Annotated in this window: 14 protein-coding genes and 1 pseudogene; 10 read left to right on the forward strand and 5 right to left on the reverse strand. The window is 66.2% G+C overall.

The window, feature by feature from the left end:
* Positions 1-5 precede the first annotated feature (5 nt).
* The gene (locus FB562_RS11565; RefSeq protein ID WP_141881467.1) at positions 6-725 is read right to left on the reverse strand and encodes a VIT1/CCC1 transporter family protein; all 720 of its coding nucleotides are present in this window, start codon (positions 723-725) and stop codon (positions 6-8) included.
* Between the two features lie 128 nt (positions 726-853).
* On the opposite strand from FB562_RS11565, the pseudogene FB562_RS13830 reads away from it, so the two are divergent.
* Together FB562_RS13830 and FB562_RS13835 are read left to right on the forward strand one after the other, a co-directional pair.
* Positions 854-1,627: pseudogene (locus tag FB562_RS13830) on the forward strand (MFS transporter); the annotation flags it as partial.
* 102 nt (positions 1,628-1,729) lie between these two features.
* Positions 1,730-2,386, forward strand: coding sequence for an MFS transporter (locus FB562_RS13835; RefSeq protein WP_281284327.1), 657 nt, complete (start codon positions 1,730-1,732; stop codon positions 2,384-2,386).
* A 10-nt stretch (positions 2,387-2,396) separates the two neighbouring features.
* Here the strand turns inward: FB562_RS13835 and FB562_RS11575 are convergent, their stop codons facing one another.
* From FB562_RS11575 to FB562_RS11590, 4 genes are all read right to left on the reverse strand, one after another.
* Positions 2,397-3,008: a TetR/AcrR family transcriptional regulator gene (locus FB562_RS11575; protein WP_141881468.1), complete on the reverse strand. Its 612-nt coding sequence runs from the start codon at positions 3,006-3,008 to the stop codon at positions 2,397-2,399.
* Between the two features lie 69 nt (positions 3,009-3,077).
* Positions 3,078-4,175: an NAD(P)/FAD-dependent oxidoreductase gene (locus tag FB562_RS11580; RefSeq protein ID WP_246081475.1), complete on the reverse strand. Its 1,098-nt coding sequence runs from the start codon at positions 4,173-4,175 to the stop codon at positions 3,078-3,080.
* Positions 4,176-4,205: 30 nt separating this feature from the next.
* Positions 4,206-4,403, reverse strand: coding sequence for a ferredoxin (locus FB562_RS11585; protein WP_141881470.1), 198 nt, complete (start codon positions 4,401-4,403; stop codon positions 4,206-4,208).
* A 25-nt stretch (positions 4,404-4,428) separates the two neighbouring features.
* On the reverse strand, positions 4,429-5,607 hold the full coding sequence (locus tag FB562_RS11590) for a cytochrome P450 (protein ID WP_141881471.1): 1,179 nt from the start codon (positions 5,605-5,607) through the stop codon (positions 4,429-4,431).
* 184 nt (positions 5,608-5,791) lie between these two features.
* On the opposite strand from FB562_RS11590, the gene FB562_RS11595 reads away from it, so the two are divergent.
* The 8 genes from FB562_RS11595 (at position 5,792) to FB562_RS11630 (ending at position 15,502) form a co-directional block, all read left to right on the forward strand.
* Entirely contained in the window at positions 5,792-6,751 is a 960-nt protein-coding gene (locus FB562_RS11595) for a phosphotriesterase family protein (protein ID WP_246081476.1), read from the forward strand.
* A gap of 4 nt (positions 6,752-6,755) precedes the next feature.
* Positions 6,756-7,709 (forward strand): phosphotriesterase family protein, encoded by a 954-nt coding sequence (locus FB562_RS11600; RefSeq protein WP_141881473.1) that lies wholly within the window; start codon positions 6,756-6,758, stop codon positions 7,707-7,709.
* A gap of 12 nt (positions 7,710-7,721) precedes the next feature.
* Entirely contained in the window at positions 7,722-8,837 is a 1,116-nt protein-coding gene (locus FB562_RS11605; protein ID WP_141881474.1) for an FAD-dependent monooxygenase, read from the forward strand.
* 3 nt (positions 8,838-8,840) lie between these two features.
* Entirely contained in the window at positions 8,841-9,740 is a 900-nt protein-coding gene (locus FB562_RS11610) for an alpha/beta hydrolase (protein WP_141881475.1), read from the forward strand.
* Positions 9,737-10,666: an MBL fold metallo-hydrolase gene (locus tag FB562_RS11615; RefSeq protein WP_141881476.1), complete on the forward strand. Its 930-nt coding sequence runs from the start codon at positions 9,737-9,739 to the stop codon at positions 10,664-10,666. Before FB562_RS11610 ends, FB562_RS11615 begins: the two co-directional genes overlap by 4 nt.
* A 10-nt stretch (positions 10,667-10,676) precedes the next feature.
* A complete protein-coding gene (locus FB562_RS11620) occupies positions 10,677-12,398 on the forward strand; it encodes a CocE/NonD family hydrolase (RefSeq protein ID WP_141881477.1) in 1,722 nt (573 codons plus the stop codon).
* A 174-nt stretch (positions 12,399-12,572) separates the two neighbouring features.
* Positions 12,573-13,580 carry a helix-turn-helix domain-containing protein gene (locus FB562_RS11625; RefSeq protein WP_141881478.1) on the forward strand — a complete coding sequence of 336 codons (1,008 nt, stop codon included), beginning with the start codon at positions 12,573-12,575 and terminating at the stop codon, positions 13,578-13,580.
* A 125-nt stretch (positions 13,581-13,705) separates the two neighbouring features.
* Positions 13,706-15,502 (forward strand): FAD-dependent oxidoreductase, encoded by a 1,797-nt coding sequence (locus FB562_RS11630; protein WP_141881479.1) that lies wholly within the window; start codon positions 13,706-13,708, stop codon positions 15,500-15,502.
* Position 15,503: the final 1 nt, after the last annotated feature.

Raw genomic sequence — 15,503 nt, forward strand, 5'->3', positions numbered from 1 at the left:
GGATGTCAGACTACGCCTGCGGTTCCGAGAAGTGACCCGATGATGAAGGTTGCGGCGAGTGCGATCGCCCCGCCGATGACCACGCGCAGAGTCGGGCGAAGCCAGGGGCTGCCGCCGATGCGTGCGCTCGTCGCGCCCGTGATCGCGAGGGCGAGCAGCACGGCCGCGAAAGTCACGGGAACTCTGATCGTCTCCGGCGGCAGCAGGATGGCGACGAGGGGCAGGAGCGCGCCGATGAAGAACGCGAGGGCGGATGCTCCGGCAGCCTGCCACGGGCTGACGACATCTTCTTCGTTGATGCCCAGCTCTGCTTCGAGGTGGGCTGTGAGTGCGTCGTGCGCGGTCAGCTCCTCGGCGACACGTGCTGCGGTCGCGCGGGTGAGTCCCTTGGCTTCGTAGATCTCGGCCAGCTCGGCGAGTTCTTCTTCGGGCATCGTCGCGAGCTCTGTTCGTTCCTTCGCGATGAGGGCGTGCTGGCTGTCACGCTGGCTGCTCACCGACACGTACTCGCCGAGCGCCATGGAGATCGCACCGCCGACCAGCCCGGCGATGCCGGCCGTCAGGATGGGTGCGACCGCGGAGGTTGCGCCCGCAACCCCGACGACGATTGCGGCGACGGAGACGATGCCGTCGTTGGCCCCGAGCACGCCCGCCCGCAGCCAGTTGAGACGCCCAGCGAAGCCGGCGCCGTGGGGTTCGTTGGGGTGGGATGCATCGAGGGTCATGACGGTCACTTTACGGGTCACGGGTCTCAACCGCTCAGAGGGTGGCTCGTGTCAAACGCCGCGAGTAGAGTGCACAGCACGGAGCGTCGTCAAGGGTCACCGCGGATGGCCGGATCGGATGCGAGCACATGACTGCAGCTGTCACCGGAACAGTCGACAAGGCCGGGTGGAAGCCCAACGACAAGTGGCTGTTCGGCATCGTTCTGGCCGTGATCAACTTCTGGTTGTTCGCCCAGACCCTCCTCAATGTCATCCCGGGTATCCAGGATCAGCTCGGCGTGGAGCGCACACTCGCCAATCTGGCGGTGTCGGTGACGTCGCTGTTCTCGGGGATCTTCATCGTGGTCGCGGGCGGCCTGGCCGATCGGATCGGGCGGGTCAAGATCCTGTATCTGGGCATCTACCTGAGCATCCTGGGTTCGCTGCTGATCGCGTTGACGCCGGAGGATCTCGGCGCCGTGACATCCGCGATGCTTCTCGGCGGCCGCGTCATCCAGGGGCTGTCGGCCGCGTGCATCATGCCGTAGTCGATGGCGCTGATCAAGAGCTTCTATGAAGGGAAGGCGCGACAGCGGGCCCTCTCGTTCTGGTCCATCGGGTCGTGGGGCGGGTCAGGCTTCTGCGCACTCTTCGGCGGCCTGATGGCATCCAGTGTGCTGGGCTGGCGGTCCATCTTCTGGATCTCGATCGTGCTGTCCGTCCTGGCGCTGTTCCTTTTGCGCGGCACTCCCGAGTCGCGCGCTGAGCGGTCGCCGGATGCCGCGGCCCACCGTTTCGACTGGTCGGGGCTGGTCTGCTTCATCATCATGCTGCTGGCGATCAACGTGTACATCTCGCAGGGGCCGAACATCGGCTGGCTGAGCTGGAGTGGGATCGCGCTGCTCGTCATCTTCATCGCGTTCCTGCTGGCGTTCCTGCAGATCGAGACCGGCAAGGTCACATCCTTCATCGACCTGAAGCTGTTCAGAAACGGCACGTTCACGGGCGCGACCCTGTCGAACTTTCTGCTGAACGGTGCCGCGGGTACCCTCATCGTCTCGCTCGGCCTGGTGCAGATCGCGGCAGGGATGAGCTCGCTGCAGTCGGGGCTGCTGACGCTCGGCTATCTGGTGGCGATCCTCGCGACCATCAGGGTGGGCGAGAAGCTGCTGCAGCGTTTCGGCCCGAAGAAGCCGATGCTCTGGGGCAGCATCATCACCGGCGTGGGCATCCTGATGTGCTCGATGACGTTCCTGCTGATCGACCAGTACATCGTGTTCAGCGTCATCGGTTTCACCCTGTTCGGCATCGGTCTCGGCTTCTATGCGACCCCGTCGACGGATGCCGCGCTGTCGAATGTTCCGGATGACCAGGTCGGTGCCGCATCCGGAATCTACAAGATGGCGTCGTCACTGGGCAACGCGATCGGGGTGGCCATCTCGGCCGCCCTCTATGTTGCGGGGCAGGCCGTCGACCCGGAGCTCATCCAGTCGTGGGGCCTGTTCCTGGGGCGTCAGGACAATGTCGCGCTGCGCTTCGGCGGGGCGATCGGGCTGCTGTTCAACGTGCTGATGGTCGTGATCGCCATCGCCTCCATCATCCTCACGGTGCCGTCGAAGCGTTCGAAGGAAGAGGAGGAGGCGGTGCACGACGAGGTCGCGCCTCCGGCGTTCGGCAACTGAGTCGCTGCGCTCAGTACTCGGTGAGCAGCTTCACCCACGCTTCGACGAGCACGTCGATCGCCGGGTCGTGTTCGTGGTCCCACTGGTTGATGATCCAGTTCATGTTCGCCCGGTCGAGCATCTCGAAGGCGAGCACGCCGCGAAAGTGTCGGCTGGCGGGGGCGAAGCGGTCGGCGAGGTCGAGGCCGTCCTTGATATCGCTCGCGACCTCTTCGGCCCACGCGTCGACGAGCTCGCGGATCTCGGGCTCGACGGCGGCGGCAACGAATGCCGAGGTGATGTAGGGGCGGATGGCGGGCCAGCGGCTGACCTGCGTGCGCACCCATTCGCCGATTCGCGCGGGGTCGCCCGAGTGCACGACGTCGACGAGGGCGGCGGCGGTGGATGCTCGGGCCGGCGACGAGGCGCGTTCCAGGATGTGGTCGAGGTCGCCGATGAGCGCCGACATGACTGCGCGACGCGACGGGAAGTGCGCATAGAACGTCACCCGCGTTGTGCCTGCGGCGGTGGCGATGTCGTCGATCGTGGTGGCCGCGTAGCCCTGCGACTCGAACAGTTCGAGCGCGGTGTCCAACAGTCGTTGGCGCGTCTGCTCCTTCTGCGCGGTACGGAGATTGGCCATTCGTCAACCTTAGCGAGGGGTGTGATCGGGGCCGTGCTGATGGCCGGTGAAGGGGGACGTGTCGTCGGTTCAGTCGCAGAGCTTGCGCAGACGGGGGATGGGGATGCGGTAGTTGACGGATACGGCAGCCGCGGTGCCGTCGTCGTGCCGCCATCGCAGCAGCGCGGGCCCGTCGAGGGCACCGTCCACCAGTTCGGGTTCTCCCACGAGGGGTGTCCGGCCGGCGACGCGAATGTTGAGGTCGAAGAGTTCGGTCCAGAAGTAGGGCTGAGCCTGCAGCTCGGGGGCCGCATCGCCGTGCAGCAGGGCGCCTGCGGCGACTCTCGCCTGCTCGATGGCGCTGTGCCAGATGGGGCTGCGCACATTGGCGCCGGCTAGAGGGAACGCGGCGACGTCTCCGGCCGCGACGATCTCGGGGCGGAGCCTGCCGCGGCTGTCGACGGCGAGGGGGCCGCCGTCGGCCAGCCCGCTCCCTTCGAGCCATTCGGTGTTGGGGATGTCGCCGACGGCGCTGAGGAGAATCTCGCCGTCGATGATGGTTCCGTCAGCGAGTTCCACCCGTGACCTGCCATCCTGGTCGACCACTCGGGCACCCGGGGTGATGATGAGGGTGAGGCCGCGTGCCGTGGCGGCGGCGGTGATGTGGCTGCTCAGGTAGGGGCCGAGCTGTCGCTCCAGGGGCGGCTCGTTGGTGACGACGGTCACGCGGCATCCGGCCTCGAGGGCGCCGGAGGCGGCCTCCATGCCGAGGGGGCCGCCGCCGACGATGACCACGTCTGGTCGTGACGACAGCTTCTCGCGGAGGGCGAGTGCGTCGTCGAGGGTGCGGAGCACCAGTTCGTCAGACCCGGTTCCGAGTCGTCTGGCCCGCGAACCGCTGGCGATCACCAGCCCGTCGTATTCGAGTTCCGTTCCATCGTCGAGTGTCAGTACGCGGCGGTCTGCGTCGAGCCCGACCGCGGTGCGGCCGAGCAACTCTGTTGCCCCGTGGTCGGGCGGTGGGAGTTCGTGCGAGGTGAGGTCGGTGTCGCTGCGCAGAAGCGCCTTCGACAGTGCAGGGCGGCTGTATGCAGGCCGCGTCTCGGCGCCGACCATGGTCAGCTCGCCGTCGAAGCCGCCTGCGCGCAGGGAGTCCGCCGCGGTGAGCCCGGCGATGCCGTTGCCCACCACGACGATCCTCTTCAGTGTCGACACCATTCAGGCGCGCTCGGCCAGGCGCAGCGCGGCGACCGGGCAGACGCGCACCGCGGCGCGCGCTCGATCGAGTGCCGCGCCGTCCACCTCGGCGATGTCGATGACGAGTTCGCCGTCATCGTCCAGGTGCATGAGGTCTGGCGCTGCTTCTTCGCACAGCCCGTGGCCCTCGCAGCGGGGGCGGTCGAGTTCGATTCTCATGGTTGTCTCTCCCGGTGTTGCTGGGTCATGCCGGAACGACGTCGAGGACGTCGAGCTTCTCGATGCTTCGGGTGATGTTGCTCGGCACGCGCAGCTCCTCGCCGAGGCGGAACGACTGCACGTGCTTCGCGAGGGCTGCGACGACCGCGTGGCCCTCCATGCGGGCGAGGCCCTGGCCGGCGCAGCCGTGGGGGCCGTATCCGAAGGTCAGGTGGTCGACGGGGTTGCGGGCCACCAGGAACTCATCCGGGTTCTCGTAGTGGCGCTCGTCGTGGTTGCCCGCGCCGAAGAGGATGGCGATCTGGGCGCCCGCGGGCACCAGGGCACCATCGATCTCGACCTCGCGTGTGGTCTTGCGCCCCCACGCGTGCACCGGCGGCCAGAAGCGCAGCACTTCGGCGAATGCGGCGGAGACGAGCGACGGGTCCTGTCGCACGAGCTCGAACTGCTCGGGGTGGCGGCCGAAGAGCGCGACGACGTTGCCGATCGCGGCGATCGTCGTGTCGACGCCGGCGCCGAGGTACTGGTGGATGATGTGACCGGCGGTTCCCTCGGGGACCTCGCCGCGTGCTTCCGCGTCGAAGATCCCTCGCCCGATGGAGCCTTCGGCGAGGTCTTCCGCCGTGACGGTGCTGCACCACGCGTAGAGTTCGCCGGCGATGGGGAAGGCCTCCTGGGTGCGCTGGTTCATCGGGCCGATCACCTGCATTCCGGCTTGGCCCCAGCGCAGCATGTTGGCCTTCACCTCGCCGGTGAAGCCGATGAGGTTGGCGACGATCTCGAGCGGGAACTCCCGGGCGAGGCTGTCGATCACATCGAAGCTGCCGGTCTGTGCGAGTTCGGCGACCAGCGCATCCGCCTTCTCGGTGATCTGCGCGCCGAGGCCGCGCAGTGCGCGAGGGGTGAGGTTCGCGGAGAGGGTGGCGCGCAGCTGCGTGTGCACGGGCGGGTCGGAGGCCAGTGATGTGCCCTGGAGCGCATCGTTGACGCCCGGGTTGAACCCGATCGCCTTGACGGAGGAGAAGGTCTCGGGGTCTGAGAGCGCGTCGCGGATGGTGTCGTAGCGGGTGAGTGCGTAGACGTCGTTCGCGGGAAGGTGCACGACTGCGCCGAGATCGCGCAGCGCCGTGTAGGTGGGGAAGGGATCGATCAGAACGTCGTCGGCAAAGAGGTCGATGTCTGAAGTTGCTGGTCCGTGTGCCATGGCTGGTTCTCCTCATTGAGAGTCCGGATGTTCGGCTGAAATTTCAGCTTACAGACAGTAAAGCGAGTGCTCTGAGATTAAGCAAGAGTGAAAACAAATTCGCTTGACGACGTGTAAAGTGACTGGCAGAATGACTGCACCGTTCGCAGAGCGGTCCAGAAGAAACTCAACGGAGAGGATCACCGTGAACGACACTGTCAACACCGTCCTCGGCCCCGTGTCTGCCGAGAAGCTCGGTGTCGTCTCGATTCACGAGTCGCTGCTCTCGGTTATGCCCGGCGCCCAGTTCGCCTTCGACGTGACGATCGACCGTGCCGAGGTTTTCGACATCCTCGCCGACAAGCTCCGCGAATTCCGCGAACACGGCGGCGGCACGATCGTCGACAGCACGGGCATGTTCCACGGGCGCGACGTCACCCTCTACGAGGCCCTCTCGCGTACCACCGGCGTGCACATCGTCGCATCCACCGGTCAGGGCCCCGAGGGGATGCTCGGCGGTTACTACCTGACGCCGCAGACGAACCCGCCGACACCGTGGCCGGCGGAGAAGTTCGCCGAGCTGTTCGGCAAAGAGGTCTCTGAGGGGATGGTCGTCCCCCGTGTCGAGCGGCGGGCCGCTGCTGGCCTGGTCACGACCGCGACCACCCGCGAAGGTCGCACCGCCACAGACGAGAGCCTGGTGCGGGGTGCCGCGCGGGCTGCACTCGAGACCGGGGTCCCCGTCTCGATCCGTTACGGTGCCGATGCCCTCAGCGATCTCGACATCGTTCTCGACGAGAAGTTGCCGGCCGATCGCATCCTGATCGGCGGCCTTGACCGCACGGATGCTGTGGGTCTCGCCCTCGAGATCGCTGGCCGTAGTGCCTATGTCGGCATCGACAGTGTCGGCACCGAGGGTGGCGGGTATCTCAGCGATGCTGAGCGGGTCTCGCTGGTGGTGGAGCTGGTTGCGGCGGGTCATGCCGGGCGCATCCTGCTCTCGAGCAGCACGACCGGCGTGGCCAAGGGGCATCCGGGTCGCGATGTGGCGTTCGGTCACATCCTGAATAGTTTCGTGCCGGCGCTGAGCGCGGCGGGCGTCGACGACGCAACCATCCAGCGGATCCTCACGGACAACCCGCGCGAACTTCTCACGGTGAGGTAGAGCAATGGGCACAGTGAACACGGTGCTCGGCGCCGTATCGACCGAGGAGCTCGGTCTGGTCGCCATCCACGAGCACATCGGCTACGGCATGCCCGGCTCCGAGCTGGACACGAAGTGGTGGAAGACGCCGGAGCAGGCGTACGAGGAGACCGTTCCCAAGCTGCGGGCCTTCCACGAGTTCGGCGGCGGCACCTTTGTGGACGCGACGGGCATCTGCAACGGCCGCGACATCGACTACTACCGCTCGCTCTCGGCGAAGACCGGGGTGCACATCGTCGCCAGCACCGGTTTCGTCGGCGGGGACACGGCGCTGCCGTTCTTTGAGCAGGCCAGCGTGGAGTATCTCGAGGCACAGTTCGTGCACGAGATCACCGTGGGCATCGGAACCTCCGGGGGCAGGGCGGGCATCATCAAGGTCGGTGTGAGCCGCGGTGGTCGGATGACCGAGCTCGACAAGCGCATCTACCGCGCGGCGGCCCGTGCGTCACTCCAGACGGGTGTGGGCATCCTGACCCACCTCGCCATCGATGCCGAGAACGCGATCGCGATCTTCGAAGAAGAGGGTCTCGACCTCGACCGCGTGCTGTTCGGGCATGTGGATGACGGGGTGAACTTCGACAAGACGCGCGACACCTGGATCGCCGACCAAGGCGGACGCATCGGCTTCGACACCTTCGGCTACGAGACGGAGCTGCCCGATCCGCCGTTCTGGGCGCGCCCCCGCAAGGATCGCCTCGATCACTTCCTGCGCTTCATCGGCGCCGGCTACCTCGACAAGGTCTTGGCATCGGCGGATGCGAACTGCAGCCCCCTGGGCTGGCCCGGAGTGAAGGGCCACACCGTCAACTACATCTTCGAGCAGCTCATCCCCGACCTGCGCGCTGCGGGTGTGGACGAGGCCACCATCACCAAGATCTTCGTCGAGAACCCGGCCAGCTTCCTGGCCATCCAGAACTGAGAGAGAACAAGCATGGACATCACGAACCTCAAGATCGCCATCGTCGGCGCAGGGTACGCGGGGGCGGCGGCAGCGAAGGCGCTGAGCCTGCTCGGGGCCGACGTCACCGTGTATGAGCAGGCCTCCCAGAGCGGTGAGGTGGGTGCCGGCATCGGCCTGCGCCCCGCCACCATGGCCCGCTTCGCCCAGTGGGGGATGCGCGACGCGATCGCCGCCTGCACCTCGGCGAGTGACTACTTCGAGATCCTCACCGCCACCGGCGAGCCGATCATGAAGGAGAACTGGCCCGAGTCTGGCGTCGAGACGAAGACCCACCTGGTGCACCGCCGCGACTTCATCGACGCCCTCATCGGCGTTCTTCCCGAGGGCATGGTGCGCTTCGGCCACAAGCTCGTGAAGATCGAAGACAAGGGTGCGAGCTCGGTCCTCACCTTCGCGAACGGCGAGACCGCAGAGGCCGATCTGGTCGTCGGCGCCGACGGCATCAGCTCGATCGTGCGCGATCAGCTGTTCAGCCAGGCGGGGCCCGTCTTCTCGGGCGAGCACGCCTACCGCGCCGTCATCTCGGCCGACGACGCCCACGGGCTGGTCGTCGACGACAACCTGCGCATGTACATCGGGCGTGGCACGAAGATCTACCTGCTGCCGCTGCGCCACCGCAACCAGGTGTCGTTCGACATCACGGCGCTCAACCCCGACAGCACGTGGGCCCCCGAGATCACGACGGAGCAGCTCCTCGCGACCGTCGAGGGCTTCGACGAGCGCCTCGTCGCCATCACGCGCGAGCTCGACCTGAGTATCGTCAACGCCCGTGCCGTGTACGACATCGATCCGATCGACAACTGGCACACGGCATCCGTCGTGCTCATCGGCGACTCGGCGCACTCGATGCTGCACCACCAGGGCCAGGGTGCGAACTCGGCGATCGAGGACGCGGGCGCGCTGGCGGATGCTCTGGCCGAGTCGGCCACGGTCGCTGAAGCGCTCGAGAGCTTCCAGGCGACCCGCAAGCCCGTCACCGACGAGCTGCAGCGCATCTCCCGTCAGGGCTGGAGCGAGGGCGAGCTCGATGAGGTGTTCCCGGGGCAGAGGCCTGAGTCGCAGTTCGCGGCGCCGGCGCGGGGTTGAACCATGCCACTGCATCCTGAGATCGCGAAGATCGTCGCCACAATCCCTGCCCCACCGCCCGGCCCGATCGACCCGGCCATGCTGCGGGCGGGGGAGGAGTCGATGGTGGCACCTCTCGGCGAGCGTCTGTCACTCCATTCGGTTGAGGATGCGATGGCGGGCGACGTGCCCGTGCGCATCTACTCGGCGAGCGAGGCATCCGCTGGGGTGCTCGTGTACTTTCACGGCGGCGCCTTCTTCCTCGGCAGCCTCGAGACACACGACCATGTCGCACGAGCTCTCGCCAAGGAGACCGGGCTGACGGTCGTGGCCGTGGGCTACCGGCGCGCACCCGAGGCCGCCTTCCCGGCCGGGCTCGACGACTGCTATTCCGTGGTGCGCTGGGCTGCCGAGAATCTGGTCGCCGTGGGCGGGATCCTTGCGATCGCGGGCGACAGCTCGGGCGGCACCTTCGTCGCGACAGTCGCGGGCATCGCGCACGACGACGGCTTCGAGCGGATCACCCATCAGGTGCTCTTCTACCCGTCGCTCGATCTCGATTTCGACACCGAGCGCTACCCCTCCCTCACCGAGAACGCGGTCGGTTATGGCCTCGAGACGGCGGGCCTGACGCCGTTCAACGCGTTCTACATCGAGAGCGGGGCCGACCCCGCCGACCCGCGCGTCTCGCCCATCAAGCGTGCCGATCTCACGGGCCTCCCGCAGGCACTGATCATCACGGCGGAGTTCGACCCGCTGCGCGATGAGGGCGAGCTCTACGCCGAGCGTCTCCGCGAGGCCGGAGTCGACGTGACGCTCACGCGCTACGCCGGCGCCAACCATGGTTTCGTGCAGAACTTCTCGTGGATTCCCGAGTATTACCGGGCGTTCGAGCAGACCGCAGAGTTCCTGGCGAAGCCATGACCGTCGCCATCCACCCGCTCGTTTCGCCGTGGGGGCGCTTCGGCCTCTACAGCTTCTTCATCGACGCCGACGAGCCGGCGATCGTCGACACGGGCATCGCGTCATCCCCGGCCGAGGGTATGGCCCCGGCGCTCGAGGCGCTCGGTCGCCGCATCGAAGACGTGCGCTGGATTCTGCTCACCCACGGCCACATCGACCATGTCGGCGGGGCGCACGCCCTGTGGGAGTTGACGGGCCGCCGCGCCCAGGTCGTCATCCATGAAGCGGATGCCCCGATGCTGCGTTCGAGGCGCGCACATGTCGACGAGTACCTGGGTGGGCGAGGGCTCTACCTGCACGACCTCGAGGGGGAGGCGAAGCAGGCGGCGGCCACCAAGGCGGTCATCTCCGGCGAGCTGGAGCCGACGATGCTTGTGCGCGGCGGCGAAACGCTGTCGCTCGGCGGCGGCACGACCGTGTCGGTGCATGCCATCCCGGGGCACACTCCCGGTGCGGTCGCCTACGTCGTCGACGGGCAGAACGATGTGTTCGTCGGCGACTCCGTGCAGGTGCACGGGGCGGCGAACGGGTTCCCTGGGTTTGTCGACCCTGCCGGTTACCGGGCCAGCCTGGAGTATCTGCGTGACGACATCCGGCCCTCGCATCTGTACCTGGGGCATCCGTATCGCACCGCCGGCGGAGTGCCGTACGGGGTTGAACTCGACGCGGAGCAGGCACAGACTGCCATTCAGGAGAGCCTCGATATCGAGGGGCGGGTCGGCCATGCCGCCCGCGGCTGCCTCGCGCACGGCCTTCGCGAAACCTCGTCGCCGTATTCGCCTTTTGAGCCCGTCGCCGAGGCGGTCGGCTACACCGGCGACCCCACCCTTGAGCCGTCGCCATTCTTCACATCGATGCACGGCTACCGCACGCAGTTCAAGCAGTAAGGAGCCGACCATGGCTGACTTTCACACCGTTCAGGCAGGCGAGCAGACGATCGCCGTGCGCAAGGACCTTCGCGTCCCGATGCGTGACGGGGTCACCCTCGCGGCGGATGCCTATCAGGGCACGGTCGACAAGCCGCGGCCGGCACTCATCGCTCTCAGCCCCTACGGCAAGGAACTGCAGGCGCTTGCGCTGACGATGCCGCCGCAGCGCCGCCCCAGCCCCATGTGGGACGGATGCATCGAGGCCGGCGATATCGCCCGTGTCGTGCAGGAGGACTACGTGCACGTCATCGGCGACCTGCGTGGCTCGGGAGCATCCGAGGGTGAGCACATCGGCAACTACAACGCCGGCGGGGTCTCGCTCGGGCAGGACGCCTACGACTTCATCGAGTGGGTTGCGGCGCAGCCGTGGTGCGATGGCAACGTCGGCATGATCGGCATCTCCTATTTCGGCTCGATGCAGCTCATCGCCGCAGCCGAGCGCCCGCCCGCCCTGAAGGCGATCTTCGTCTCGGGCGGCCACTACGACTTCTACGAGACCACCTATCACGGCGGCATCATGTGGCTCATGCCGCGGGCCGCGCGCGAGGGCCGCGGGGGCGACTCCGGCTGGGCGTTCACCGACGGCGTGAAGTCGCGGATGCTCGAGGAGTTCTCCGCAGAGGAGATCCGCGAGAAGGTCGCCAAGCGCCTCGAAGACCCCGACGTCATGGCGTGGCCGAACCTGTTCCACGTGCTGCACTACCCGAGGAACCACGAGGCCTGGTTCGACATCGCCATGAACGAGCTCGACGGCGAATGGTACGAGGAGCGCAACCCGGTCAACCTCGCCTCGAACATCGACATCCCGGTCTGGTTGCAGCTCGACCAGGGTCGCGGCTGGACCCTCGACGGCACGATCGAGGCCTACAACCGGCTGAAGGGCCCCAAGAAGCTCAGCGTCGGCCCGTACCCGCCCATGCAGTCGCGCCCCTTCATCGAAGAGCACGACAAGATGTTCGCCTGGTACGACTACTGGATCAAGGGCATCGACAACGGCATCATGGACGAGCCGGCCGTGTCGGTCTTCGTCGAGGGCACCCGCGAGACGGTCACGGCGGATGCGTGGCCTCCGAAGAAGATCGATTACCGGTCTCTCTTCCTGCGTCCGCGTCGCAAGCTGTCGTTCGAGCCCGAGCTGATGGGGGCCGAGCACGCGTCACCGGACGGTTTCTACCAGGCACCCCTCACGGTCACCGACAGGGTCGAGATCATCGACTGGAGCACGACCCCCTTCGAGGAGCCTGTCGAGTTGATCGGCACGGGTGCCGCCCACCTGTTCGTGGAGATCGACCAGCCCGACACGAATCTCATTATGCGGCTGTGGGATGCGGTACCGAACGGCAAGCGTCAGCTGCTCACGACCGGCTACCTCAAGGCCTCGCACCGCGAGCTCGACGAGGAGTTGTCGACCGAGGGTAGCCCCATCCACCCGCACACGCGTGCCGTGCCGGTCGAGCCGGGCACGATCGAGGAGTACGTGTTGCGCCTCTACCCGTTCGCGGCAACAATCCTGCCGGGGCACCGCATCGTGGCGGAACTCTCGAACAACGAGCCGCTCGTCGACGAACACAACTCCCTGCTCCCACCCGATGCGTTCCACCTGCCGGTGGGTCGCCCCGTGACGCACAAGATCTACCGCGACGCCGCGCATCCGTCGCGCCTGGTCCTGCCCTTCACGCAAGGCAACTAACCTCACGGCTGTACTTTGTCGCGACGGCTACAGAACATTCCGCTGCCGTCGCGACAAAACGCAGCCGGGGCTGCCTATGTCTAAATGGGACGCCGGGCCGGACCGACCGCAAAGTGATATTCTGACGCGAACTACCACGGCAGGTATCGCAGCGACGCGAGGAAGGGTCGACAGATGTCAGACATCCTTGATGTACCTCGCCCCATTGTCGCTGCGCCCCACTTTGCTGGAACGCCGGTGAATCTCGAACGCTTCTCGACTGCCGAGTTTGCCGGCGATGAACGCGTGGAGCTCTGGGAGCAGCACAACGCCAGGGCGCTCATCGGCCTGGAGTGCCGCACTCTCAACGAGATGCCGTTGGAGGCCGTTGAGACGAACGTTCACTTGAGTCAGCTCCAGTTTGCTCACGTTGTCGCCAACGCCCACGTCGTCGAACGCTCAAGTCGACACATTGCGACTCAGGCATCAGACGGTGTCGCCCTCTATTTCACGCTTTTCGGGGAGTCATTCTTCTACCACCGTGACGGAGTGCACATCCTCCGCCCCGGAGACCTGTTGGTCTGTGACGTCAACGAGCCATTCATGCGGGGCTTTGCGACGGGCCTCAAGGAGTTCGTGATTCGCGTGCCCAAGGCGCTCTTCGATGAGGTTTCTGACGAACCCGTCGGTGCGACTCCCACAACCATGCGTTTCGCGGGGCAGCGGGATGCAAACGCTCACGCGAGGTCGCTGGCGCAGTTGCTGAAGTCCGCCTTGACCGCACCGAAGCCGACGGATGCGGTCGCAACGGAGGCGGAGGCGATCCACCTGCTGCACGCCATGTTCTCGGCGGATCCCACCCAGCGCTATGCCGCGGATCGCCATGCGGCGGAGAGCTACATCTCGCGTAATCTCCGTGATCCGCAGATGTCTGTTGTTCGGGTCGCCGAGGGCGTCGGCGTCAGCGAGCGGCAGCTCTACCGCGCCTTCAACGAGACCGGTGCCAGCGTGGCGAAGGTCATCCTCGACAGGCGGCTCGACCTTGCCCACTGCATCCTCACGACGCCGGGGTCTCCCTCCATCGGAGACGTCGCTGCGCACTGTGGTTTTCTCTCGCATGCCCATTTCAGCCGGGTCTTCCGTGAGCGTTTCGACGCCACCCCGGCCGCCGTCCGCGCCGAGGGCCCGTCACGTCGCAGTTAGCCGCTTGACGGTTCCTGCCTACCGTTTGAGGGTTTCCGCCACGCTCTGGTGGATGGCTGACGCGCTGGCCCATGCTGTAGCCACCGCCACGAGGCCGTGGTGCGCAGCGACGAAAGAAAAGCTCAATGGCGACATTCCAGGACGGTATCTCTGACACCGCGACTCCCACCAGCAGTGTGGTTGAGACGGATGTTCTTATCGTGGGTTCAGGGCCGGCAGGGGCATCCTCTGCCCTCGCCCTGTCGACTCTCGGCATCAGCAACATGATGATCACGAAGTACCGGTGGACGGCGAACACCCCGCGCGCGCACATCACCAATCAGCGTGCCATGGAGTTCTTTCGCGACATGGGCATTGAAGAGCAGGTGTTGGCGGATGCTACGCCCCACGAGCTCATCGGCGACACCGTGTTCTGCACGTCCATCGCGGGGGAGGAAATCGGGCGCATTCTGACGTGGGGCACGCATCCTGCGCGTCACGCCGACTATCAGTTGGCCTCGCCGACGCTGAACTGCGACATTCCGCAGAACTATCTTGAGCCGATCCTCGTCAAGAATGCGACGATGCGGGGCACCCAGACGCGCTTCTCCAGTGAATATATTTCGCACACCCAGGATGCTGATGGGGTGACCACACAGGTGCTCGACCGTGTCACGGGCGTGGAATACACCGTGCGGTCGAAGTATCTGATTGGCGCCGATGGCGCACGCTCACTGGTCGCCGACGAGATCGGCCTTCCGTTCGAGGGCCAGATGGACATTGCCGGATCGATGAACATCACGTTCAAGGCCGACATCGAGGAGCAGGTCGGTCACCGCCCGTCAGTGCTCTACTGGGTTGTGCAGCCGGGTTCGAACGTCGGGGGCATTGGTGCCGGGCTTGTGCGCATGGTGCGTCCGTGGAACGAGTGGCTCATCGTGTGGGGATACGACATCAACCAGCCCGCCCCCGTCGTGGACACGGCCGCCGCCACCCAGATTGTGCGCAATCTGTTGGGCATGCCCGAGCTCGAGGTCGAGATCACCGGGACCTCTCTGTGGGGCAACAACGAATACTTTGCCACCCACCTCCAGAAGGGGCGAGTCTTCTGTGCGGGCGACGCGATCCACCGTCATCCTCCGAGCAACGGTCTCGGCTCCAACACGTCAGTGCAGGACTCCTACAATCTCGCCTGGAAGCTCGCCGCGGTCATCCGCGGGCAGGCGGGTGCGGAGTTGCTAGAAACCTATTCGGTTGAGCGTGCCCCCGTGGCGCGGCAGATCGTCACTCGTGCCAACCAGTCAGGTCGTGAATTCGGTCAGCTGTTCGAGGCGCTCGGCATCACGACCGCCAAGGACGAGGCCGAGATGATCGCCCGCATCGAGGAGCGCAAGGACAACACCCCGGCCGGTGCCGCCAAGCGCGCCGCAATCGAGGCGGCCATGAAGATCAAGAACTACGAGTTCAACGCTCACGGCGTGGAGATGGGTCAGTTCTACGAGTCCTCCGCCGTGGTCTCCGACGGGTCGACCCGCCCGGAGCCGACGCGCGACCCCGAGCTGTATTACCAGCCGTCGACGGTGCCGGGCTCACCACTGCCGCACGTGTGGGTGGGTAGCTCACAGAAGAAGTACTCGACTCTTGATCTCGCCCCCAGCACCCAGTTCACCATCTTCACGGGACTCACGGGACAGGCGTGGGCGGATGCCGCGGTCGATGTTGCAGCAAAATTGGGCGTCACGCTGAAGGCCGTCATCATCGGCCCGGGCCTCGATACGAGCGACCTGTACTTCGATTGGGCTCGCGCTCGCGAGATCGACGAGGACGGCGTTATCCTGGTGCGCCCCGACAAGATCATCGCCTGGCGTTCGCAGTCGATGGTCGATGACCCGGCCGAGGCGCTGTTGGGTGCGCTCGCCTCCGTGTTGAGTCGGGCCTCCTGAT

Origin of the sequence: Homoserinimonas aerilata (assembly GCF_006716125.1) — a bacterium.
In the GTDB taxonomy this organism is placed as follows: Bacteria; Actinomycetota; Actinomycetes; order Actinomycetales; family Microbacteriaceae; genus Homoserinimonas; species Homoserinimonas aerilata.